The sequence below is a fragment of the Edaphobacter bradus genome, assembly GCF_025685645.1.
GTDB classification, from domain to species: domain Bacteria; phylum Acidobacteriota; class Terriglobia; order Terriglobales; family Acidobacteriaceae; genus Edaphobacter; species Edaphobacter bradus.
On sequence record NZ_JAGSYF010000001.1, the window covers coordinates 1029830 to 1052035 of the forward strand.

The window sequence follows — 22206 nt, forward strand, 5'->3', positions numbered from 1 at the left end:
CTACCTTGGCCACACAGCGCAACAAGAAACGCAAAATCTGGATATGGGGCGGCGTCACCGTTCTGCTTATCGCCGTCATCCTCGGCGTCGCGGTCGCGGCCCGTGGAAATAGCGCCAAAATCGAGCCGTCTCAGCTCGCCAAGGTCGAGCGCGGCGACATTGCCCGGTCCGTCGTCGCCACCGGCAAGGTGCAGCCCATCACCAAGGTCGAGGTCAAATCCAAGGCCTCGGGCATCGTTACCCATCTCTACACCGACATCAACGCACACGTGAAGCAGGGCCAGCTTCTTGCCCAGCTCGACCAGGTAGAGATCCTTGCACAGGTCAACGCGCAGAAGGCCCAACTCGCCGCGGCCGAATCCAACGCCCGCGCCGCGCAGGCCGCCATCCAGTACGACAAGGTCAACGCCCAGGCCCCAGACCTCCCCATGTACGAACACACCTACAAGCGCAATCTCGAGATGTCGAAGGACGGCGTCGTCTCCCAGCAGGCCCTCGACGACGCCCAGCAGAAGTACCTCGCCGCAGCGAACACCCGCGACAAGGCCGTCGCCCAGATCACCGTCGACACCTCCAAGCTCCACCAGGCGCAGGCCCAGGTCCAGCAGTCACAGGCCTCGCTCAAGCAGCTTGAGGAGCAGCTCAGCTATACCACCATCACCTCGCCCATGGACGGCGTCATCCTCTCCCGCGACGTCGAGCTCGGCGACGCCGTCAGCTCCATCCTCGTCATGGGCTCCACCGCAACCCTCGTCATGACCATTGGCGACACCCGCCAGGTCTACGTCCAGGGCAAGGTCGACGAGTCCGACATCGGCAAGGTCTACCTCGGCCAGCCAGCCCGCATCAAGGTCGAATCCTTCAAGGAGAAGACCTTCCAGGGCCAGGTCACCAAGATCGCTCCGCTCGGTGTCGAGAAAGACAACGTCACCACTTTTGAGGTCCGCGTCTCCATCGACAATCCCGGCGGCGAACTCAAGGCCAACATGACCGCCAACGCCGAGATCCTCCTCGATGAGCACAAGAACGTCCTCACAGTGCCCGAGCAGGCCGTCATCTACGACAAGAACCGCAACGCATCGGTCGAGGTTCCCGACTCCAAAGAGAAGAAGGGCCGCCGCAAGGTCGACATCAAGGCCGGCATCTCGAACGGCACCAGAACCGAGGTCCTCTCTGGCCTCAACTCCGGCGACACAGTCATCCTCCAGCAGTAATTAGAAATTAGAGGCGTCATTCTGAGCGAAGCAGCCTGCCCTGAGCGAAGCTGAATGGGAAGTCGAACGGGAAGAACCCCCGCATTTCGCGTGGGGTTCCCCGATGCCCACCGGAATACATCAGGCTCAGCACAGCCCCGCACGAAAAAATCTGGAACAAATATCCACAAAGACGCGTAACCGACTCAAAACGGAGGCCACACCATGAAAGTTCGCATCCTCCTTGCCGCCGCAACCCTCGCCATCACCACGGCGGCCTTTGCCGACGGCAACTTCGACCGCACCCTCAACGTAAGCGCCTCGCCCAATGTCTCGGTCGCTACCGGCTCCGGGTACATTCGCCTCAAGCCCGGCTCCGACAACCAGGTCCACATCATTGGCCATGTCCACGCCGGCCACGGCTGGAAGAGTGGCGACGTGGAATCCCGCGTCCAGCAGGTCATCGCCAACCCGCCCATCACGCAGAACGGCAACGACATCACCATTGGCGGCCGTCATGGTGACAACGACCTCTTCCACAACATCTCCATCGACTACGACATCACCCTCCCACGCACCTCCAACATCGCCGCCACTACAGGCTCGGGCGACATGGAGATTCAGGACGTCGGCGCCAGCGTCAAGGCCCAGACGGGATCAGGCTCCATCCGCGCTAATGGCGTTCAGGGACCAGCCACACTGGGCACTGGCTCTGGAGACGTTGAGCTCCATCATTCCGGCCCGGGTGACGTGAAAGCTGAAACCGGGAGCGGCTCACTGCGCCTGTACGGTGTCTCTGGCGCCCTGAAGGCAAGCACCGGCAGCGGCGACGTCCAGGTCGACGGTCAGCCCAGCACTGATTGGAAGCTCTCGACCGGCTCCGGCTCCATCCAGCTCGCTCTCGGCAACGCAGCACACTTCAACCTCAATGCCGACACCGGCTCAGGCAGCATTCGCGTCGACCAGCCCATCACCATGCAGGGCAGCCTCAATCGCCATCATGTCAGTGGAGTCGTCAACGGCGGAGGCCCCACCATCCGCGCCAACACCGGCTCCGGCGACATCACTGTCCACTAATCCAATCTCTCCTCGTGAGAGGATGGTGCATGATGCCTCGCACCATCCTCCTCACCTCGCTCCTTGTCGTCGCAGCGAGTCTCCCGGCTCACCCCCAGCAGCCCGACTCGTCCGCCACAATCACCCACCTCCGAACGCAGTGGGCTGAAGCGCTTCACGCCAAGCGCCTCGATGACTGCCTCTCGCTCTACGCCTCCGACGCCGCCTTTCTTGAGCCGCGCGGCAGCCGCATTCAGGGCCAGCAGGCACTCCATGATCTCTTCCAGATCGCATTCTCCGCCACCGACAGCACCATCCAGTTCACCTCAACTACCATCCAGACTTCTGGCGATCTCGGTTTCGACAGCGGCTCTTATCAGGAGACCACCGTCCTCCACGGCACCAACACAACCATCCCCGTCTCCGGAAACTACCTCACCATCTACCGGCGCACCCCAGACGGCCGCTGGCTCATCGTCCAGCAGGCATGGACAGCCAAAACGACTCCCCTCCAGCCGCAGGCCGCAGCCTCCACCCGCTAAGCACGATGTCGATCTCTCCCATTCCCAGCCTCATCGTCTTCGATCTCGACGGCACCCTTATCGACTCGCGCGTCGATCTCTGCAACTCCATCAACGCCATGCTCGAGCACTTCGGCAAGCCACGACTTCCCGACAACGTCATCGCCACCTACATCGGCGACGGAGCCTCCATGCTCGTTCGCCGGGCCCTCGGCGATCCCGAAGGCGACCGCCACGACGAAGAGTACGTTGCCGAGGCTCTCGCCTTCTTCCTCAGCTACTACCGCATCCACAAGCTCGACTTCACCTACGTCTACGACGGTGTCGTCGACTCACTCGAAGCCATCCGCGCCGCCCATCCCGAGACCCTCATGGCCGTCCTCACCAACAAGCCCGTCAACCCGTCGCGCGACATCTGCGCGCACTTCGGCCTCGACCGCTTCTTTTTCCAGAACTACGGCGGCAATAGCTTCCACACCAAGAAGCCCGACCCACACGGCCTCCTCGCCCTCATCGCCGAGGCCTCCACTCTCGCGGGCCGCACCATCACTCCGGCCGAAACCGCCATGATCGGCGACTCCGACATAGATGTCCTCACCGCCCGCAACTGCGGCACACTCTCCGTCGGCTGCTCCTTCGGCCTCGCCCCTCACACCCTTGCAGCCGCGCGCCCCGACTACACTGCCAGTTCCCCCACCGACTGGCAAACCATCCTCGGCATTCCATAACCGGAAGCAATCTTTTGGTTGTCATTCCGACCGAAGCGCAGCGGAGTGGAGGAATCTGCTGTTCTCCTTAGATGCCTCAGACTTCAAGAGAGCGAGCACACTTGCTCACTGCTCAAATCTCTTGAAGAAGCTCGTCTCCAGATAATGCGGCGTCGCCGGATCATCCGCCACAGTCCTCGCCAGATCGGCAAAGTAGCTGTTGAACTGCGCCGCCGCGACCAGGTCCACCGGCTGAGACAGATCGTCCTCCGTCGAGTGATACCGCTGCGCCAGCCACCCGCGCCACGCCTTGTACTCCGGCGAGCCCGGCTCCCAGCCGAACTTGAACGCCAGCGCCGGAATCCCCGCCTGCACAAAGCTGTACTGGTCCGTCCTTATAAACGAGTTGCGATCCGGCTCCGGATCTCCCGCAATCACAATATGGTGCGCCTCGCCGACCTTCTTCGCATCCACTGCCAGAGTCGACTGCTCGAGCCCCTGCACATGCAGCTTCTTCAGCGCAAAGATCGGCATAAACATATCAAGGTTCAGATCGGCCTTGATCGAACCCTCCGGCACCGTAGGATGCCCGGCGTAGTACCGCGAACCCAGCAAACCCTTCTCCTCCGCTGTAAAGATCAGAAACAGAATCGACCTCTTCGGCCTCGTCTTCGACTCGCCAAATCTCTTCGCCGTCTCAAGCACCGACGCCACACCCGAAGCGTCGTCCATCGCGCCGTTGTAAATCGTCTTCCCTTTGATCGGAGCCCCCACGCCCAGGTGATCGAGATGCGCCGACACGATCACATACTCCTTCGACAGCACCGGGTCCCACCCCTCGAGCTTCGCCACAATATTCGGCGACACCACCTCCGTATGCTCCCCCACCACTGTTGCCGTCACTCGCTTGCCCAGCGCAAACCTCGGCAGCGGCTTCTGCGCATCCGCCAGGGCCAGCATCTCGGCGAATGTATGCCCTGTTCCGGCAAACAGCTTCTCCGCCTCCGCAGGATTGAACGTCGCTGTGAACATCGCGCCATGGTCATCTGCGAGCGCCGGATGCCGCTCCGCCACCCCTCCGGCTTCCGGTGTAGCAACCAGCCGCATCCCCGGCTGCGAACCCCCGCTTGCCACCCTCTGCCATCCAAAGTCCATCGACTTCGGCGTAGGAATCGAAATCGCCCCCACTGCTCCCGCATCACGCAGCGCCTTCACAAACGGAGCCGTCCGCGCGTACGACTTCAAAGGCCCCGGCAACTCAGCAGGACCGCCGTTGATGTACACCACAACCTTGCCCTTGAGTTCCTTCCACGGCACCTCAGCAGAGTTGAAGTCGTCATACTTCGCTTCCGGTAAATGCAGCCCATACCCGATAAACACCAGCGGAGCATCCACGGTCCCCACCTGCGCCCACCGCGACCCAAGCACCGCATCCGTCCCCAGCACCAGCGGCTCAGCCTTGCCATTCACGACCAGGCTCATCGACGACTTATCCGCCAGCACCCGCTGCACATCAAACGTCACCGGCTGATAAAACCCGCCATTCACTCCCGCTGGCTTCAGCCCATACTCTTTGAACCTGCCAACCACGTACGCCGCAGCCTTCAGATACTCGTCACTCCCGGTCAGCCGTCCCTTCAAAGAGTCGTCCGCCAGATACTGCACATGCGCCCACCACGCCCTCCCCATCGCCTCATCGCTCACCGCATCATCTCCCACTGCTCCTCCGGCGCGAACCGCAGCACAGCCCAGTACAAGTACAACCGTAGCCACAACGCTTGCAAAACGGCGTAGACGCATCATCATCTCCAGGTCCAGAAGGGATGCGTAAAATCTAGCACGCCGCCGCTCGTCACACTCTCTTTTGACCCTCTCCACCGCCACTGCTACCCTCATCCCACCATGGCTGCCGCCACAAATCAGCTCCCCCAAACAACCTGCTGTGTCATCGGTGGAGGCCCCGCCGGCATCATGCTCGGCTACCTCCTCGCCCGCTCGGGAGTCCCCGTCACTGTCCTCGAAAAGCACAACGACTTCTTCCGCGACTTCCGCGGCGACACCATCCACCCCTCCTCACTCGAGCTCCTCCACGAACTCGGCTTGCTCGAAAAACTCCTCACCGTCCCGCACTCGAAAGTCGCCCGCCTCTCCGGCATCATCGGCGACCGCCGCTTCACCATGGCGAACTTCGCCCACCTTCCCACCCACGCCAAGTTCATCGCGCTCATGCCGCAGTGGGACTTCCTCAGCTTCATGGCCAGCGAAGCCGCGCACTTCCCCTCCTTCACCCTCCGCATGGGCTGGGAGGCAACCGGCCTCATCGAGAAAAATGGCGTCACCACCGGCGTCCTCGCCAACACTCCCGACGGCCCCGTCGAGATCCCCGCCACGCTCACCGTAGGCTGCGACGGCCGCCACGCCACCTCACGCGTAGCCGGACACCTGCCTCTCATCGACCAGGGCGTCCCCATCGACGTCCTCTGGCTACGCTTCTCTCGCCGCCCATCAGACCCCGACAACGCCCTCGGCTACATCAACTACGGCCGCCTCATCGTCCTCATCAATCGCGGCGACTACTTCCAGTGCGGATACATCATCGCCAAAGGAGCCTTCGCGCAGATCCAGCAAGCTGGCCTCCCCGCCTTCCGTCAAAGCATCGAGCGCATCGCCCCCTTCCTTGCCGACCGCACCTCCGAGATCGACTCCTGGGACATGGTCAAGCTCCTCACCGTGCAGGTCAACCGCCTCCAGCAATGGTCCTCTCCCGGCCTGCTCTGCATCGGAGACGCCGCCCACGCCATGTCGCCCGTCGGAGGCATCGGCATCAACATCGCCCTGCAGGACGCCGTCGCCACCGCCAACATCCTCACCGAAGCGCTACAGACGCGCTCCCTGACCCCCCATCACCTCCAACAGGTCCAACACTACCGCGAAACAGCCGTCCGCAGAACCCAGTCCGTTCAGGTCTTCGTCCACCGCATCCTCAACCGAGTCCTCCAGAACCCCGGTCCGGTCACTCCCCCACTCGCGCTCCGCATCCTCACCAGCATCCCCGGCTTCCAGTACCTCACTGCACGCTTCGTAGGCATGGGGCTCCAGCCTCAGCACATCAAAGCGCAGTAAAGCCTTCGATCACTCAAACCCATGGTTCCAATGTTCCACCACGCGTGTCTCTCGCTCCCACCCCAGCACGCTCACGCTCCCCGTTCCAAGCCCAAACAAACTCCCGCCACGAGCCTCCAGCCCAATCCACCGCGCCGCAAGAATCCGCAGAATGTGCGCATGTGCAAACAACGCCACCTTCCCCCCATCAGGAGCAGCCGCCAAAGCCTGGGCGATCACTGCATCCGCGCGCGCTCCAACATGCTCCGCCGTCTCACCGCCCACAATCTCATCCTTCCACACCGACCACCCTGGAACCTCCTTCCGAATCTCCGGCGTAGTCTTCCCCTCATAGATCCCGTAGTCCCACTCCTTCAGCCCATCCTGCACCACGGCCCGGTCCCCAAACCCCGCAATCGCACACGTCTCCCGCGCCCGCTGCATCGGGCTCACAAACACCGCATCAAACTTCGTCCCCTTCAAAAAGTCCCGCAGTTCCTCGGCCCGCTTCCGTCCGTGATCCGTCAAAGCGATGTCCGTGCGGCTCGTATGCTGCCCACTCGCACTCCACTCTGTCTCACCGTGCCTGATCACCCATAACTCTGTTCCTGCGCTCATCTCGCATCCTCCGTCTCTCTTCCACTATCTTATGGGTTGATGGACTTCCAGCTAGCAACAACCTACACGCCCCAAGGCGACCAGCCCCGCGCCATCTCCGAGCTCGTCTCCGGTCTCCACGCCGGCGAAAAGGATCAGGTCCTCCTCGGCGTCACCGGCTCCGGCAAGACCTTCACCATGGCCAGCATTATCGCTGAGCTCAACCGGCCCGCGCTCATCCTCGCCCACAACAAGACCCTCGCCGCTCAGCTCTACCACGAGTTCAAGCACTTCTTCCCCAACAACGCCGTCGAGTACTTCGTCTCCTACTACGACTACTACCAGCCCGAGGCCTACATCCCCTCCGGCGACCTCTACATCGAAAAAGAAGCCACCATCAACGAAGAGCTCGACAAGCTCCGCCTCTCCGCCACCCGCTCCCTCTTCGAGCGCCACGACTGCATCATCGTCTCCTCCGTCTCCTGCATCTACGGCCTCGGCAGCCCGGAAGCCTACTACGGCATGCTCCTGATGCTCGAAAAGGGGCAGCGCATCAAGCGCGAGGACATCACCCGCCGCCTCGTCGAGATCCTCTACGACCGCAACGACGTCGACTTCCGCCGCGGAACCTTCCGCGTCCGCGGAGACATCATCGAGGTCTACCCCACCTACGACGAGTCCGCCTACCGCATCGAGCTCTTCGGCGACGAGATCGACTCGCTCTCGCAGATCGACCCCCTCTTCGGCAGCGTCAAACAAAAATACTCCCGCCTGCCCATCTACCCCAAGTCCCACTACGTCGTGCAGCCCGAGCGCAAGACCACCGCCATGGACTCCATCCTCGCCGAGCTCTTCGACTGGGAGGCCCAGCTCGAAAAAGAGGGCCGCCTCGTCGAGTCCCAGCGCATTCATCAGCGCACCCGCTTCGATCTCGAGATGATCAAGTCCGTAGGCTACTGCCACGGCATCGAAAACTACTCCCGCCACTTCTCCGGCCGCCTTCCCGGCGAGCCCCCGCCCACTCTGTTCGACTACTTCCCACGCGACTTCCTCATCTTCATCGACGAGTCGCACGTCACCGTCCCGCAACTCCACGGCATGTGGCACGGCGACCGCTCCCGCAAGCAGAACCTCATCGACTACGGCTTCCGCCTGCCCTCCGCTCTCGACAACCGCCCTCTCCGCTTCGAGGAGTTCGAGTCCCGCACCGGCCAGATCATCTACGTCTCCGCCACACCCGGTCCCTACGAACTCACCAAATCAGCAGGCGTAGTCGTCGAGCAGATCATCCGCCCCACCGGCCTCATCGACCCCATCGTCGAGATCCGCCCCGTCAAAGGCCAGATCGACGACCTCCTCGCCGAAATCCGCGACCGCGCCGCCAACAACCAGCGCGTCCTCGTCACCACTCTCACCAAGCGCATGGCCGAAGACCTCGCCGGCTACTACACCGAAGTCGGCGTCCGCTGCCGCTACATGCACTCCGAGATCGAGACCCTCGAACGCATCAAGCTCCTCCGCGACCTCCGCAAAGGCGAGTACGACGTCCTCATCGGCATCAACCTCCTCCGCGAAGGCCTTGACCTCCCCGAAGTCTCCCTCGTCGCCATCCTCGACGCCGACAAAGAGGGCTTCCTCCGCTCCCAGGGCTCACTCATCCAGACCATCGGCCGAGCCGCCCGCCACCTCGAAGGCCGCGCCATCCTCTACGCCGACAAGATGACCGAGTCCATGCAGCGCGCCATCGACGAGACCAACCGACGACGCGAGATTCAGCAGGCCTACAACGAGGAAAACGGCATCACCCCGCAGAGCATCAGCCGCCCCGCCGAGATGGCCCTCGCCGGAATCCTAAAGGCCGACTACGCCGACCTGACCGAAGAGACCGGTGACATGCCCGACTTCGGCACCCAGCAAGAACTCGACAACTACATATCCAAACTAGAAACCGACATGCGCGAAGCAGCCAAGAAATTCGAATTCGAAAAGGCCGCCAAGCTACGCGACACCGTCAAGGAACTCCGCACCAAAGAATTCCTATTTAGCTAAACCATTTCGAGCGATGGATCTGTAAGTGACCAATCCACCGTATTCGCATCCGCATCGAAGCGTACCCAACCACCGCTATGCTTTTTGATTAAACGCCATATCTCGAATGTCTTCAGGATTGTTTGCTCCCATTCGTATGTCGATCTTTTGCCAACTTCAAATCCCCTGGTTAGATCACGGCACAAATCCAGAAGCTGCCAATCTAACGCTTCGATCTGCTCGAATAGATTGTGTCGTAAGGCGTAGCTAAAAACTACCGCGGCCAGGGCTTCGTCCGTCACGATTGCACGACCGCCATCTTCTACATCATCAGTTTCCGGGTCGCTTTTCCGCTTGCGCCCCAAAAGCGCTCGGAAGACGGGAGACCAACCAAGAATTGCAGCCTCGGTCATATGAAAGATGTCGTGGAAGCGATAACCATCAGACACGTATGCGTTATCTCGCAGTTTCGCACCAAACGGCCGTCCGTCAATTAGTATCTGAACTTTAGCCACGCCATCCTCGATGACTTCCTCGAATCGAGCAGTAAAGGAGCGTGGAAGACGTTCACCCTCCGGAAAATGATCGTCGAAGCTAACTCGATCGTCCTCGCCAGTCGGCAGCCACCTGGAATGGGTCTTGTCGAGATTGTCAACGGCAATTTCGTTGAGGGATAGCCCCTCGCAGGAGGCGATTGCCGTCAGATACCAGAGAACATCCCCTAGTTCCTCCTTCAGCTTCTCTTTGAATCCAGAAAACTGCTCGCCGTCTCGCAATCTTTTCTTGTAAAGAGTTTGAACCGAGCCAGTCTCACCGCCGAGCCCAAGAAGGGCGACAATTTCTGGTCTCTCGCCGAGCCTGTTCAATCGTGAGGTTTCTACAGATAATTTCTGGTAATCGTCGAAACGAATCGAACTGTCACTGCTCATCTAACAACCCCGTCGCACGAAGTATATTTGGCTCATCGAGCTTAGCGACGACAGCGATACAAGTCATTGTGCCGAGGGTAAGGCCCATGCCGGATGCGACAAATCTTCCAAGATCGATTAGACCAAGATAATTACCATAGGCTCGTGCCCACAAGTATTGCATCGGATATAGCGCAGTGATCCGAAGTCTTCCATTGTTCTCCGGATGAAATGAAATTTGCTGCATGCATGGAAATCCTTGGTATGGTGTCGGATTCAAATCAATCGGCGGATTAAGAATTGCACACTGTAAAGCTGATCGACGTCGGGTGCCCGCGAGATATGCATCGATCACAAACTCAAGTTGATTGAAGGTTGGCTGATTCCCGGAGGGATATCCAATCAAACGTTGGAAATAGGTCCCACGCCTATTTTGACTGTAGCTAACAATACGAGGCCAGAGTCGTAAGTATCGTTCGTAGAATGCGTGGCGGGGCTCATTGGCTCGAAACAATGACTTCGGGAAGATGGTACTAGCAACAGTTGACACGGCAAACTTGCCATTTCGTAAAAGCGAAGCATCCAGCGTCGCACGAATTTCCTGATTCTCCAAATCCTCTTCCAAATTCAGATCGGTTACATTGACAACTAAATTGTTTATTTCCTTCCCGCGAGATGCGGATGCGAGCTTGCTCGCGGCCAACCATAGATCAGAAACGTTCGAACCACTAAGCTCAGGCATCCTCGTCCTCTTCCTCAAGATAGCGGTATTGGTACATACCTACGTAATCCTCGCGCGCGATCGAAATCTGAACACGCCCATGCCCCGTGATTTCCACCTCGATATCGCCAGGTCGCCGGGCGATCCAAAATCCGTCGCCGACGTCAAAATGATCGAATGGAGGATCTACAAGTCCAGTAAGAACATCCCCAACTTGAACATGAAGTCGAGAGCCATTCCACGAAGGACAGATCGGCCATAGTTCCTTGCGCCCCCTCCAATGAACCGAAGGAACTTGTGACCGTTTAATCCTTTGAGGCTGAATCAAAGTAAGTTCATGAAGCTTCTGGTTACCGATCAAACCAAGAGTCCAACGACATTGCTGAGCTAAAGTTGTGTAGCCCACGCCAAGCCATGCAGCCACAGCATGATATTGCGCTGCAGACGCGCTCTTTGGCTCCGTCCCAAGTTCCGCGAAGCCGCGCAAAACCGCACTTTTCGGCATAAGAAGATGCCTCGCAAAAGTGTCAGCGATCATCTCCTCCGTAGAGTCACTCGTCATTCCTTCAAGACCCTTGTCGAGTCGGGCGCCGTGTCCGAAGATGAAATGCCCCAACTCGTGTGCAGCGGTGAACCGTTGCATACCGGCGGGACGAAGCGCGGCAACGTTGATTGACCCAGTCAGACCATCATTGATGTAAAGACCGTCAAGCGAATCGGCCCGCGTGAAGCGAAGGCTTAGTCCATATCGGGCAACCAACTCGAATACGTCGCAGGGCGAGTTAAGTGCGTAGCCGAATGTCAGCCTAGATTTAAGGGCGCGCCTAGCCGCCTCGGTTTTAAGCTTTGTAACCATGCCTTCATCCTCTTCTGAATGAATCGATCACTCTCATAACTGTCTCCAAATCTTTTTTCTTCAATCCTCCGAGCCTTCGTGCAGCAAGTTTCAAGTCTTCATCAGCCTCGGTTGGCTCTCCGAGGAGCCAACCAATCGAGACGTGATACAGGAGAGCAAGGTTCCGAAGTTCTCCCGCAGTGACTCGACGGCCCTCTGACTCCATTTCGGAAATAGTCGGCCGGTGAATTCCTAGCAATTTTGCTGCTTGTGCCTGGCTGAGTCCCGCATCTTCGCGAGCTTGCTTAAGCCTGAGTCCGAGTCCTGGCAGGTCGGCATCCGCTGGCATTTCATCCCCCTTTGTTAATTTCTGCCCATATCGCTGTTGCAATCTCAGCGATGTCACGACTGTCCTTCGAGTCCAGATCGACATAGAAAATATCGTCCTCGAAGTGCAATCCGGTATGATCCTCGAATTCGGTAAGAACCTCGAGGACGTTGAGGCTGTCGAACCCCTCGATATCCTTCAAGGGATCGGTCTGAGGCTTGACAACAAGCGCGGAATCTTCCGCACAGCCTTTCATAACCAATGCGAGGAGCAGATTCTGCACATCGGCGAGAGTCTTCATTTCCATTTGCATCTGGTATAGATCTCCATCCATGTGGTAAGAAAATATTACCAAGCCTCGTAGATCTGTCAAGCTTGTATTGAGCAGCTGGAGGGTTGCAGATAGAGTCACCGGGATGCAACACATCTCGCTTATTCCATCCATACCAATAACTTACAGCGATTTCAACAACCAAAAGCTTGACTCACCAATATATAATCAACTAAAGAGTAAAGATTGATCCCGGGCAACCGCCGGGCTTTCGCATTTACCCAACAAAAGGCTTAGGCCCAGACGAGGTGTGCCAATCACGCCGATAATAAGCCCAATGCAGCGGACAACTCAGTCTCACTCAAAGCTAAAAACTCCTTCGCCGGCAAAAAGACCGCCTTCCAGCGCAAAGCCACCTGGCTTGTTCAAAACCCTCCCACGAGCCTTCTACTCCCGTTCCCCCGAGATCGTCGCACGCGCCCTCCTCGGCAAGCTACTCATCCGCGATCTCCACAGCGAGCGCCTCACCGGCCGCATCATCGAGGTCGAGGCATACCTGGGCCTCACCGACCCCGCCTCTCACGCCTTCCGCGGCCTCACTCCCAACAACGCTGTCCTCTTCGGACCACCAGGCCACGCACACGTCTACTTCATCTACGGCATGCACTACTGCCTCAATGTAGCGTCTCACCGCGAAGGCGAAGCAGGCGGAGTACTCATCCGAGCGCTTGATCCAATCGACGGACTCAGGACCATGGCCCGGCTTCGCGGCGTCTCGGAAAACGCCAAGCCCAAACTATTGACAGGAGGACCTGGCCGTCTCTGCCAGGCCCTCGGCGTCACACGCAAGACTGACAACGGACTTGACGTCACGTCGGCAACTTCCCCCCTCCAGATCGCGGACGATGGTGCTCGCCCGGTCGAAATCCAGATCACACCTCGCATCGGGATTCGTAAAGCTGCAGACAGGCCACTCCGTTTCCTCATAGACGAGATTGCGAAAGATAAGCCATCCCCAGAGGCAGTCCCGCGTACTCCGCGCTAAACTTAGCGCCCTCTGCGTTCGCTTTTAGCAACCCATAACCACGGAAGAATCCAACCACTTACAAAATAATTCCCAAATCACCAGCAAAATCGCCTGTCAAGCCCCAAAACCAACCAACTCCAAACAAATCAACAACATCCAAGTGGCATGGCAGTTTCTCCAAAGTCGATAAAATAGAAATAGATCAGACAGCCCCGGCAAAAACCGGGGCTCTTCTATACCTGATACCCGACACCTGATACCTGATTCAAAAAGATCACCGCAACCCTTTTGTCATGAATACTTTTACCGTAACCCATTTATATGGAATACTTTACCCATCAAGTCCGCCGACAAGTGCAATAAAATGAATACTTTACACAAGAACAGGAGGGGGGTATCCCCGGCCTGAGCCGAAGGAACCTGCCTTGTATGTCGATACCGCCGAGAAAAACTTACGATCAATCCACACCAAACCTCCGCATAGCCAGCCTCCAACCCTCCATCACCCTAACCCTGGCCGCGCTCAATTCCCTCGACGCCCTCTGCGCCCACACCAAGTACTGCCTCGAAGTCCTACCCGAACTAGCCTCACGCAGCCTCCCCATCCTGCACGACTCATGGACCACCACATCCGATGAGCTCACCGCAGTGAAACCAGACCTCGTCATCGCCTCCGTCCCATACCGCCTCGAATCCCTCGCCGCCATCCTTAAGTCCAGTCTGCCCGTCCTGGCCCTCGCCCCACGCACCCTCGCCGACGTCCTCCACGACACCCGCCTCATCGCGCGCCAGGTCGACCGCACCGCTCAAGCTGAAGCCCTCATCGAGACCTTCCAGCAAACCCTAGAATCCACTCAAAACACCGGCGCCAACCTCCCCAAACCAGCCGTCTACTGCGAAGAGTGGGGCAAGCCGCTCATCCACTCACAACCTTGGGTCGCCGAGCTCGCCGCAGTCGCCGGCGGCACCTTCCTCGGCACGCCCGGCGCTCAGACGACTCCCGAGACCATCGCCGCCGCAGACCCCGACATTCTCCTCTTCGCCTGGTGCGGCACAGGCGACCGGGTTCCCCTCGACCGCGTCATCGCCCAGCGGAACTGGCACCACCTGCGCGCCGTTCGCAACGCCCGTGTCTACTGCATCCCCGACGAGTACCTCAACACCCCCGCCATCCCCTCACTCACGCAAGGCCTCGCCTGCCTCTCCGCCGCCATCCACCCTGATCACTTCACCGCCGCACCGCGTCTCATCCGCCTCGCTCGCTGATACACTTCCGCCCAAAGGAGCATGGAGATGCCTACTGCCAATGGCCTCATCACCCTTCCCAGCCCCTACTCTGTCCCTGAGACCCTCGACCGTCTCGAGACCATCCTCCGCCAGAAGAACGTCAACATCTTCACCCGCGTCGACCACAGCGGCGAAGCCGAAAAAGCCGGTCTGCATATGCCGCCCACGCAACTGCTCATCTTCGGCAACCCCAAAGGCGGTACCCCCATCATGCTCGCCGCACCTCTCTCCGCAATCGACCTTCCCCTCAAGGCCCTCGCCTGGCAGGACGCCGAAGGTAAGGTTTGGCTCAGCTATAACGACCCTCAGTACCTCAAAGCCCGCTACTTGCTCAACGACGATCTCCTCCCGCTTATCAACGCTGCAAGCGCCCTCATCAAGCAAGCCGTCCTATAAAGGATCACCTGCTACTCAATCCCAGAAATCCCACGACGTCTTCACGACTCCGAACCCCGCTTCCTGTTACCCTTCCTCTCAGCGCCCAGTTCGGAGACATCGCTTGATCATCCTCACCGACGAATACGTCACTCTCGACACGCCCAACGGTCCCATGCGGACCCACATCGTCCGCCCCGCCGCTCCCGGCCGCTATCCCGGCATCGTCTTCTACTCTGAGATATTCCAGATCACCGCACCCATTCGCCGCACAGCCGCCATGCTCGCAGGTCACGGCTACGTCGTCGCCATGCCTGAGATCTACCACGAGTTCGAGCCCGCCGGCACTGTCCTCGCCTACGATCAGGCGGGCTCCGACCGCGGCAACGCCCTCAAGACTACCAAGACCATCGCCAGCTACGACGCCGACGCTCGCGCCGTCATCACCCACCTTCAGTCCCGCCCCGACTGCACCGGCCGCATCGGAGCCATGGGTATCTGCATCGGCGGCCACCTCGCCTTCCGCTGCGCCATGAACCCCGAGGTCCTCGCCACCGCCTGCTTCTACGCCACCGACATTCACAAAGGCAGCCTCGGCAAAGGCATGGCCGACGACTCCCTCGCAGGCGCTGCAGACATCAAAGGCGAGCTCATCATGATCTGGGGCCGCCAGGACCCGCACATCCCCCTCGAAGGCCGCCTCAAGGTCCTCGCCCGCCTCAACGAACTAGGCACGCGCCTAAGCTGGCACGAGGTCAACGGCGCTCACGCCTTCATGCGCGATGAAGGCCCACGCTACGACCCCGAACTCGCCCATCGCCTCTACGATCTCACCTTCGACCTCTTCCACCGCAAGCTTGGCGAAGGCAACCAGCCCACGACCCCTTCGGCTGTATCGACCTCTGGAGCAGAGGTGAGGCACTGATCTCTGGGGCAAAGGGCTGATCTGTTTGAAAGAAACTGATCTGCGTGAAAGAGACTATCTACTTGACAGATGTGTCATCCTGAGCGGTGCCTCTCGCAGCCTCATCGCGAGAGGCACAGTCGAAGGACCTGCGGTTTGCCACGAGAGCCCTAATTACAAAGGCAAATCGGTAACGACTCCACCTTCAAGCACAGCCGCCCCCTCCTTCAGCGCAATCCCCGTGCACCGCTTCGCTCGCGCAGCCTGCAGGTACCAAAGCAGCCGAGCCGCCGCCACCTCCGCCGACAACCCGCCCTCGCGAATATTCGAAAGGCAGTTCCGGTCAGCATCCGTCCGCACCGGACAGGGCTCCCACGTCAGATAGGCCCCTAGACTGTCCGGTGAAGAGAGCCCTGGCCTCTCGCCAATCAACACCAGCCCCATCCGCGCGCCGAGCAGAGAACCGATCGGGTCCCCAATCGCAACCCGGCCCTGCGCAACTACCGTGATCGGTGCGACCCTCCATTCCGCAGTCACGAGTTCCGGCAGCAACGCCCCTAGTAACGGGATCACGTTGCGCTCCACCGCCAGCGCCGAAAGCCCATCCGCCACCGTAATCGCAAGATCGTACAATCCCCGCTTCAGTAGCGCAGCCGACTCCGCATCGAGCGTACGCCCAAGGTTCGGCTGGCGCAGATACGCCGCGCGGTCGCCGGCATTCGTCCGCAACTCAAGCACGGCAATCGACGCATCGCTGAGCACGGGCAGCTCGCTCTTCAACCGCTGCGCGAACGAAGGAAGATGCAGCGCCGCCAGCACCGCATCCCGTGCCTGCGCGTGAGAAAGCTGAAATCGCAGTACCTCAGCCGTTGCGATGCTATCGCCAGTCGTCGGCAGCGAGACACGCGCCGGAGTGAAATCCCGCAGATCAGGACCAACACCTCGAATCATTCCGGTCATCGTAGCCCCTCATCCCTCCGTCGGCAGTTGCACCTGCGCCTGCAGCGCAAGCTGGCGCGGCATCTCGCCCTCCAGCCACGCCTCAAACTCCGGAGCCGGCCTCAGCCCCAGCGTAGACCGCAGGTAAAGCGCATCATGAAACGACGTGCTCTGATACTGCAACATCACATCATCGGCCCCCGGAACTCCCATGATGTAGTTCACCCCCGCAACTCCCAGCAGCGTCAGCAAAGAGTCCATATCATCTTGGTCCGCTTCCGCATGGTTCGTGTAGCAGACGTCGCAACCCATTGGCAGCCCCAGCAGCTTGCCGCAGAAATGGTCCTCCAGCCCTGCGCGCAGAATCTGTTTGCCGTCGTAAAGATACTCCGGACCAATAAACCCAACGACCGTGTTCACCAGCATCGGCGCGAAGCAACGTGCAACTGCATAAGCCCTCGCCTCGCAGGTCTGCTGGTCTACCCCATGATTCGCATTCGCCGATAGCGCGCTCCCCTGGCCCGTCTCGAAGTACATCACGTTCTCGCCCACCGTGCCGCGGCGCAGCTCGCACGCAGCCTGCTGCGCTTCCTTCAGCAGAGCAAGCGTAACCCCAAAAGACCGATTCGCCAGCTCCGTGCCCGCAATCGACTGAAACACAAGATCCAACGGCGCCCCCTGCTCAAGAGCGGCAAGCTGCGTGGTGATGTGCGCCAGCACGCAGCTCTGCGTCGGAATCCTGTACCGCTCGCGCACCGAGTCAATCAGCCGAAGCAACTTCACCGTGCTCGCCACGTTGTCCGCCGCCGGATTGATCCCAATCACCGCATCCCCCGAACCCAGCAACAAGCCATCGATCATCGCCGCTGCAACGCCCGCCGGATCGTCCGTCGGATGGTTCGGCTGCAGCCGCGTCGAAAGCCGTCCCGGCAAACCCACCGTCGCGCGAAACCGCGTCACCACCCGAATCTTACGCGCGACCGCAACCAGGTCCTGCACCCGCATCAGCTTCGAGACTGCAGCTGCCATCTCCGGAGTCACTCCGGGCGCAAGCGCTGCCAGAGACTCTGCCGTCGTCTCATGCGAAAGCAGCCAGTCGCGAAAGCCACCAACCGTTAGACTCGCAACAGGCGCAAACGCGGAAGCATCATGGCTGTCTACGATCAGCCGCGTCACCTCATCGCTCTCGTAGGGAACAACCGCTTCATTCAGAAATGCGGCAAGCGGTAGATCCGCAAGCGTCATCTGCGCCGCAACTCGCTCCACCGAACTTCGCGCAGCTACGCCGGCAAGCTCGTCGCCCGAGCGCGCCGGCGTAGCCTTCGCCAGCAGGTCCTTCAAGTCGCGAAAGCTATAAGTCGTGCCACCAATCGTATGCTGCAACCGCACGCATTCCCTCACTGTCGAGGAACAGATTGAATGCAGTCTACCAACTGCCCGCGCTCACGTCGCACCTACCATCGACATCGCCCACGTGCCACTGCTATCGCCAACTCACCGCCAGATGCCAACGCATCCTCCGATCCTGCGTCTTCCGCAACACCTTCCTGTACTCCAGCAGCTCGGCCAGCACCTCTACCCCCTCCGTGCCCAGCTGCTGCGGCTCATGCTCCAGCGCATCCACAAGCGCGTCCACCGTCGCCAGCCCATCCTCCGCCGAGTACCACTGCGGCGGCGGCAGCCGATTCATGATCTCTTGATTCCCCGCGCCCTCTTCAATCAGCAGAGACATAGAGTTTTCATCGGCCGAAAAAAACTCGATCAGCGGCCTTACTCCCAGCCGCAGCGCAAGCTTCTCCAGCGCATCCTCGTGCCGCGCCAGCGAGCGACCATTCACAAACGTATCGAACCCCGGGTCGTCGCCCTGCACAACGATGTACATCGATGCAGCCATCCTTCGCAGTGTACCGCCCCCGGGCCTGTGCGAAAGCAACAGGTATTCACTTGAGCGACAACGAACGATCTTCGTCCTGCGTCCTGCTTGCAAGAATCCTCCACGCCCCAACCCCAAGCAGCACAACCCCAACCGTCAGCCTCGCCGTCACCTCGGGCCGCATAGCGACAAAACCTTCAACAATCGTCAACAGAGGAATCACCAGGTACCGCGCCGAAAGCGGAATCGCCTCCATCGTTCGCAGAAGCCATATCGTCAGCACAATCTCAGCCGTCTGCACAAAGAACAGAATCGATACCCCCTGCACCAGCGCATCCGGCCGCCATAGCAGCTCCCCATGCAAACCGCACCACAGCAAGAGAAGCGCCGCATTGGCGATCCCCACAGCCGCAACGGCCTCAATCAACCCAACATCACGCAGCAAACGATAGAGCCAGACTCCAGCTACTCCGACGATCACTACAGCCACGACTACGACACAGAACCCGCCCCACCCGCGTGGCGAATCCGGAAAACCAAACGGCAACACGCACAGCAAGCCGCCCACCCCCGCAAGTGCCGGCGCCAAAAGCATCTGCCCGCCACTCTGTCCCGTGACGCCCAACCTCTCGCTCGCCAGCACCACAACCACAGGCGCCATCGAAAACAGCGCCGAGATACTGGTCGATGGAATCCTTCCGCTCACCGACTCCAGCAGAATCACAGGCAATCCAAAGAACGCCACTCCACCCAACGCGATCGAGACCAACCGTAACCTTGGCCTGTGTTTCCTCCACCGCAACACTGCAAAGACTGCAGCTGCGATCCCAACCAACGCATGCATCAATCCCTGCAACTCTACTCCAGGAATCTCGCCCATCGCAGGAGGTATCACCCACTCCGCCGACGACAACACGCAGAGCAGCACAAAAGCGCCCCACACCATCTGCTTTCGCCGGATTGGCAAACGATGCGCCATAGACGTAGAAAAGGCCACGCATTGCGTGGCCTTTTTCCCTGCTAAATCAACTACCTAGCGATTGCCACCCTGCGGTGCGCCCGAGCCCGGACCACCTCTGCGGCCTCCGCGACGACGCCTTCCACCACGCCGCTGCCCCTGTCCCTGTCCCTGACCCTGACGCTGACCACCCGGATTCGGCTGCGCCACCGCAGGAACATCCGCACGATTGAAGTTTGGCTCGTCGCCATCCTCCTCCTCGTCGAACTCCTCGCCCTCCTCGTAGTCACCGTCAACCAGAGGCGGAGCCTCCACAACCTCACGACGCGGCGCATCTGGCTGCAACTCAGGCAGGCCGAGCTTCGCGCGCTGCTCGCGCAGCACAGCCTTCCTCGACAGCTTGATGCGGTTGCCTTCGATCGCCAGCACCTTCACCAGAATCTGATCGCCTTCGCGCAACTCGTCCTTCACTTCTTTCACGCGATGCTCCGCGATCTCCGAGACGTGCAGCAGACCGTCTGTTCCAGGGAATATCTCGACAAACGCGCCGAACTCCGCCAGACGGACAACCTTGCCCAGGTACGTCTTACCCACCTCAGGCACCGCCGTCAGGTCGCTGATCATCTGGATCGCACGCTGCAGTCCATCCGCATCGCTCGATGCCACATTCACACGTCCTGTGTCGTCCACGTCGATCTTCACACCGGTCGCGTCGATGATCCCGCGGATCACCTTGCCACCCGGCCCGATAAGATCGCGAATCTTGTCCGTCGGAATCTGCAACGTGTGGATTCGCGGAGCAAACTTCGAAGTCTCCTCACTCGCGCCCGCGATCACCGCGTCCATCTTGTCCAGCAGGAAAAGCCGCCCGCGCCTCGCCTGAGCCAATGCTTCTCTCATGATCTGCGGTGTGATGCCCATGATCTTGATGTCCATCTGCAGCGCCGTGATGCCGTTGCGCGTTCCGGCCACCTTGAAGTCCATGTCGCCGTAGTGGTCCTCGGCGCCTGCAATATCGGTCAGAACGGCGTAGTTATCGCCCTCCTTGACCAGGCCCATTGCAACTCCAGCCACGGCTCCCTTGATCTTGATGCCGGCCTGCATCAGCGACAGCGAAGCGCCGCACACCGTCGCCATCGACGACGAACCGTTCGACTCCAGAATGTCCGACACAACCCGCAGCGTGTACGGCGACTCATCCTCGCCCGGGAGCACAGCTTCAATCGCACGCGACGCCAGAGCGCCGTGTCCGATCTCGCGCCGACCCACGCCGCTCATCCTGCCAACCTCGCCCACCGAAAACGGCGGGAAGTTGTAGTGCAGCATGAACCGCCGCTTCTGCTCGCCCTCGTAGCTCTCCAGCCTCTGCGCATCATCCGTCGTGCCCAGCGTCGCCGAAACCAGCGCCTGCGTCTCGCCACGCGTGAACAGCGCCGAGCCATGCACACGCGGCAGAACGCCAACCTCAATCGAGATAGGACGAATCTCATCGAACGCACGATGGTCCGGACGAATTCTGTCATTCAGAACCTGCTCGCGGAAGATGTTCTCGCGCAGCAGTTCGAAATATTTGCTCAGTTTCTTCGCCGCCTCGGCATCGCCTTCTGGCAACTCCCTCTTCAGATCGTCCTTGATCTCCTTGACCTTGGCGTAGCTATCAAACTTCGGATACTTCTTCGTGTCGAGCGCATCCTTCAGCTTGTCGCCGATCTTCGCCTTCAGCGCCGCCAGATACTCGTGGTCGGTCTCCGCAGCCGCCACCAGGCGCTTCGTCTTACCCGCACGGCTCACCAGATCTTCAATGCCAGCGCAGATCTTCTTGATCTGCTCATGGCCAAACTCGATCGCATCGACAACGCGCTCTTCGGAGATCTCCTGCGCGCCGGACTCGATCATCACGATGCCGTCCTTCGTTCCCGCCACCATGATGTTCACCTTGCTCTTCGCACGCTCATCATAGGTCGGGTTCACGATGAACTGGTCATCCAGCAGCCCAACCCTCACCGCGCCAATCGGCCCGTGGAAGGGGATATCGCTCAGCGCCAGCGCGCAGCTCGCGCCGTTGATACCCAGCACATCCGGGTCATTCTCCTTGTCCGCCGAGTACACAAACGCAACCACCTGCGTCTCGTTCCGGAACGTCTCCGGGAACAGCGGGCGAATCGGACGATCGATCTGACGACTCGTCAGAATCTCCTTCTCGCTCGGCCGGCCCTCGCGCTTGATGAACCCGCCGGGAATCTTGCCGCCTGCGTACGTAAACTCGCGATACTCCACCGTCAGCGGGAAGAAGTCGATGCCTTCCTTCGGATCGGGCGCGGCCACAGCCGTCGCCAGAATTACGTTGTCGCCGCTGGTCGTCAGCGCCGCGCCGGAGGCCTGCTTGGCCATACGTCCGGTCTCAAACTTAATATGCTTGCCACCTGCAAGCTCAATCGTTACGTCCTGCTTCATACGATTTCCTCTTCTCTCTTCTTTTCGATCAAATCTTGTTCGGGGCGTAGCACCAATCCTGCGGGCGAACGCGAAAAGGCGCAGCTCTGCTCTGCGGCTATACCGCCGTCTGCAGGCTGCGC

At 59.9% G+C, this 22206-nt stretch carries 22 protein-coding genes; 10 read left to right on the forward strand and 12 right to left on the reverse strand.

All coding sequences use genetic code 11. From position 1 onward, the window contains the following. Nucleotides 1-5: 5 nt before the first annotated feature. The 4 genes from OHL16_RS04345 (at nt 6) to OHL16_RS04360 (ending at nt 3498) form a co-directional block, all read left to right on the forward strand. Nucleotides 6-1214, forward strand: a complete 1209-nt coding sequence (locus tag OHL16_RS04345; RefSeq protein ID WP_263365833.1) for an efflux RND transporter periplasmic adaptor subunit — start codon at nt 6-8, stop codon at nt 1212-1214. A 204-nt stretch (nt 1215-1418) separates the two neighbouring features. Next, nucleotides 1419-2270 (forward strand): DUF4097 family beta strand repeat-containing protein, encoded by an 852-nt coding sequence (locus OHL16_RS04350; RefSeq protein WP_263365834.1) that lies wholly within the window; start codon nt 1419-1421, stop codon nt 2268-2270. Between the two features lie 29 nt (nt 2271-2299). Continuing rightward, nucleotides 2300-2791 (forward strand): YybH family protein, encoded by a 492-nt coding sequence (locus OHL16_RS04355; protein ID WP_263365835.1) that lies wholly within the window; start codon nt 2300-2302, stop codon nt 2789-2791. Further along, complete coding sequence (locus tag OHL16_RS04360; RefSeq protein ID WP_317891027.1) at nt 2737-3498, forward strand: HAD family hydrolase; 762 nt, start codon at nt 2737-2739, stop codon at nt 3496-3498. Before OHL16_RS04355 ends, OHL16_RS04360 begins: the two co-directional genes overlap by 55 nt. A gap of 105 nt (nt 3499-3603) precedes the next feature. Here OHL16_RS04360 and OHL16_RS04365 read toward each other — a convergent pair whose 3' ends face one another. Further along, nucleotides 3604-5277, reverse strand: coding sequence for a M20/M25/M40 family metallo-hydrolase (locus tag OHL16_RS04365; protein WP_263365836.1), 1674 nt, complete (start codon nt 5275-5277; stop codon nt 3604-3606). 102 nt (nt 5278-5379) lie between these two features. On the opposite strand from OHL16_RS04365, the gene OHL16_RS04370 reads away from it, so the two are divergent. Beyond that, complete coding sequence (locus OHL16_RS04370) at nt 5380-6600, forward strand: FAD-dependent oxidoreductase (protein WP_263365837.1); 1221 nt, start codon at nt 5380-5382, stop codon at nt 6598-6600. Between the two features lie 9 nt (nt 6601-6609). Here OHL16_RS04370 and OHL16_RS04375 read toward each other — a convergent pair whose 3' ends face one another. Then, nucleotides 6610-7197, reverse strand: coding sequence for a histidine phosphatase family protein (locus tag OHL16_RS04375; RefSeq protein WP_263365838.1), 588 nt, complete (start codon nt 7195-7197; stop codon nt 6610-6612). A gap of 39 nt (nt 7198-7236) precedes the next feature. On the opposite strand from OHL16_RS04375, the gene uvrB reads away from it, so the two are divergent. Next, nucleotides 7237-9225, forward strand: coding sequence for an excinuclease ABC subunit UvrB (uvrB, locus tag OHL16_RS04380; protein WP_263365839.1), 1989 nt, complete (start codon nt 7237-7239; stop codon nt 9223-9225). On the opposite strand, the gene OHL16_RS04385 is transcribed toward uvrB, so the two are convergent. From OHL16_RS04385 to OHL16_RS04400, 5 genes are read right to left on the reverse strand one after another with little or no spacing between them, the layout of a single operon-like run. Further along, nucleotides 9222-10133, reverse strand: a complete 912-nt coding sequence (locus tag OHL16_RS04385) for a nucleoside triphosphate pyrophosphohydrolase family protein (protein ID WP_263365840.1) — start codon at nt 10131-10133, stop codon at nt 9222-9224. The genes uvrB and OHL16_RS04385 overlap by 4 nt on opposite strands. Continuing rightward, nucleotides 10123-10854 (reverse strand): hypothetical protein, encoded by a 732-nt coding sequence (locus OHL16_RS04390; RefSeq protein WP_263365841.1) that lies wholly within the window; start codon nt 10852-10854, stop codon nt 10123-10125. The genes OHL16_RS04385 and OHL16_RS04390 overlap by 11 nt, the downstream gene beginning before the upstream one ends. After that, nucleotides 10847-11689, reverse strand: coding sequence for an ImmA/IrrE family metallo-endopeptidase (locus OHL16_RS04395; protein WP_263365842.1), 843 nt, complete (start codon nt 11687-11689; stop codon nt 10847-10849). Before OHL16_RS04395 ends, OHL16_RS04390 begins: the two co-directional genes overlap by 8 nt. 4 nt (nt 11690-11693) lie before the next feature. Then, nucleotides 11694-12101 carry a helix-turn-helix domain-containing protein gene (locus tag OHL16_RS20195; RefSeq protein ID WP_396127132.1) on the reverse strand — a complete coding sequence of 136 codons (408 nt, stop codon included), beginning with the start codon at nt 12099-12101 and terminating at the stop codon, nt 11694-11696. Further along, nucleotides 12019-12303, reverse strand: coding sequence for a hypothetical protein (locus OHL16_RS04400; protein ID WP_263365843.1), 285 nt, complete (start codon nt 12301-12303; stop codon nt 12019-12021). The genes OHL16_RS20195 and OHL16_RS04400 overlap by 83 nt, the downstream gene beginning before the upstream one ends. A gap of 385 nt (nt 12304-12688) precedes the next feature. Here OHL16_RS04400 and OHL16_RS04405 point away from each other — a divergent pair, with 385 nt between their 5' ends. From OHL16_RS04405 to OHL16_RS04420, 4 genes are all read left to right on the forward strand, one after another. Then, on the forward strand, nt 12689-13312 hold the full coding sequence (locus tag OHL16_RS04405; protein ID WP_263365844.1) for a DNA-3-methyladenine glycosylase: 624 nt from the start codon (nt 12689-12691) through the stop codon (nt 13310-13312). Nucleotides 13313-13723: 411 nt separating this feature from the next. Further along, nucleotides 13724-14560, forward strand: a complete 837-nt coding sequence (locus tag OHL16_RS04410) for an ABC transporter substrate-binding protein (protein WP_263365845.1) — start codon at nt 13724-13726, stop codon at nt 14558-14560. A 27-nt stretch (nt 14561-14587) separates the two neighbouring features. Then, the gene (locus tag OHL16_RS04415; RefSeq protein WP_263365846.1) at nt 14588-14977 is read left to right on the forward strand and encodes a DUF302 domain-containing protein; all 390 of its coding nucleotides are present in this window, start codon (nt 14588-14590) and stop codon (nt 14975-14977) included. A gap of 103 nt (nt 14978-15080) precedes the next feature. Then, the gene (locus OHL16_RS04420; protein ID WP_263365847.1) at nt 15081-15881 is read left to right on the forward strand and encodes a dienelactone hydrolase family protein; all 801 of its coding nucleotides are present in this window, start codon (nt 15081-15083) and stop codon (nt 15879-15881) included. Nucleotides 15882-16034: 153 nt separating this feature from the next. On the opposite strand, the gene eutC is transcribed toward OHL16_RS04420, so the two are convergent. The 5 genes from eutC to pnp all read right to left on the reverse strand — a co-directional run bounded on the left by eutC (nt 16035) and on the right by pnp (nt 22084). Next, complete coding sequence (gene eutC / locus OHL16_RS04425) at nt 16035-16820, reverse strand: ethanolamine ammonia-lyase subunit EutC (RefSeq protein WP_263365848.1); 786 nt, start codon at nt 16818-16820, stop codon at nt 16035-16037. 9 nt (nt 16821-16829) lie between these two features. Beyond that, a complete protein-coding gene (locus OHL16_RS04430; protein WP_263365849.1) occupies nt 16830-18188 on the reverse strand; it encodes an ethanolamine ammonia-lyase subunit EutB in 1359 nt (452 codons plus the stop codon). A 94-nt stretch (nt 18189-18282) separates the two neighbouring features. After that, nucleotides 18283-18693: a hypothetical protein gene (locus OHL16_RS04435; RefSeq protein WP_263365850.1), complete on the reverse strand. Its 411-nt coding sequence runs from the start codon at nt 18691-18693 to the stop codon at nt 18283-18285. 46 nt (nt 18694-18739) lie between these two features. Then, a complete protein-coding gene (locus OHL16_RS04440) occupies nt 18740-19639 on the reverse strand; it encodes a hypothetical protein (protein WP_263365851.1) in 900 nt (299 codons plus the stop codon). Between the two features lie 66 nt (nt 19640-19705). Further along, a complete protein-coding gene (pnp, locus tag OHL16_RS04445; RefSeq protein WP_263365852.1) occupies nt 19706-22084 on the reverse strand; it encodes a polyribonucleotide nucleotidyltransferase in 2379 nt (792 codons plus the stop codon). Nucleotides 22085-22206: the final 122 nt, after the last annotated feature.

Bases quoted from the DNA above. Each gene is read 5' to 3' on its own strand.
- OHL16_RS04350 (WP_263365834.1), top strand. From the start codon at position 1,419: ATGAAAGTTCGCATCCTCCTTGCCGCCGCAACCCTCGCCATCACCACG.
- OHL16_RS04355 (WP_263365835.1), top strand. From the start codon at position 2,300: ATGATGCCTCGCACCATCCTCCTCACCTCGCTCCTTGTCGTCGCAGCG.
- OHL16_RS04360 (WP_317891027.1), top strand. From the start codon at position 2,737: ATGGACAGCCAAAACGACTCCCCTCCAGCCGCAGGCCGCAGCCTCCAC.
- OHL16_RS04365 (WP_263365836.1), bottom strand. From the start codon at position 5,277: ATGCGTCTACGCCGTTTTGCAAGCGTTGTGGCTACGGTTGTACTTGTA.
- OHL16_RS04370 (WP_263365837.1), top strand. From the start codon at position 5,380: ATGGCTGCCGCCACAAATCAGCTCCCCCAAACAACCTGCTGTGTCATC.
- OHL16_RS04375 (WP_263365838.1), bottom strand. From the start codon at position 7,197: ATGAGCGCAGGAACAGAGTTATGGGTGATCAGGCACGGTGAGACAGAG.
- uvrB (WP_263365839.1), top strand. From the start codon at position 7,237: ATGGACTTCCAGCTAGCAACAACCTACACGCCCCAAGGCGACCAGCCC.
- OHL16_RS04385 (WP_263365840.1), bottom strand. From the start codon at position 10,133: ATGAGCAGTGACAGTTCGATTCGTTTCGACGATTACCAGAAATTATCT.
- OHL16_RS04390 (WP_263365841.1), bottom strand. From the start codon at position 10,854: ATGCCTGAGCTTAGTGGTTCGAACGTTTCTGATCTATGGTTGGCCGCG.
- OHL16_RS04395 (WP_263365842.1), bottom strand. From the start codon at position 11,689: ATGGTTACAAAGCTTAAAACCGAGGCGGCTAGGCGCGCCCTTAAATCT.
- OHL16_RS20195 (WP_396127132.1), bottom strand. From the start codon at position 12,101: ATGTCGATCTGGACTCGAAGGACAGTCGTGACATCGCTGAGATTGCAA.
- OHL16_RS04400 (WP_263365843.1), bottom strand. From the start codon at position 12,303: ATGGAAATGAAGACTCTCGCCGATGTGCAGAATCTGCTCCTCGCATTG.
- OHL16_RS04410 (WP_263365845.1), top strand. From the start codon at position 13,724: ATGTCGATACCGCCGAGAAAAACTTACGATCAATCCACACCAAACCTC.
- OHL16_RS04415 (WP_263365846.1), top strand. From the start codon at position 14,588: ATGCCTACTGCCAATGGCCTCATCACCCTTCCCAGCCCCTACTCTGTC.
- eutC (WP_263365848.1), bottom strand. From the start codon at position 16,820: ATGACCGGAATGATTCGAGGTGTTGGTCCTGATCTGCGGGATTTCACT.
- OHL16_RS04435 (WP_263365850.1), bottom strand. From the start codon at position 18,693: ATGGCTGCATCGATGTACATCGTTGTGCAGGGCGACGACCCGGGGTTC.
- pnp (WP_263365852.1), bottom strand. From the start codon at position 22,084: ATGAAGCAGGACGTAACGATTGAGCTTGCAGGTGGCAAGCATATTAAG.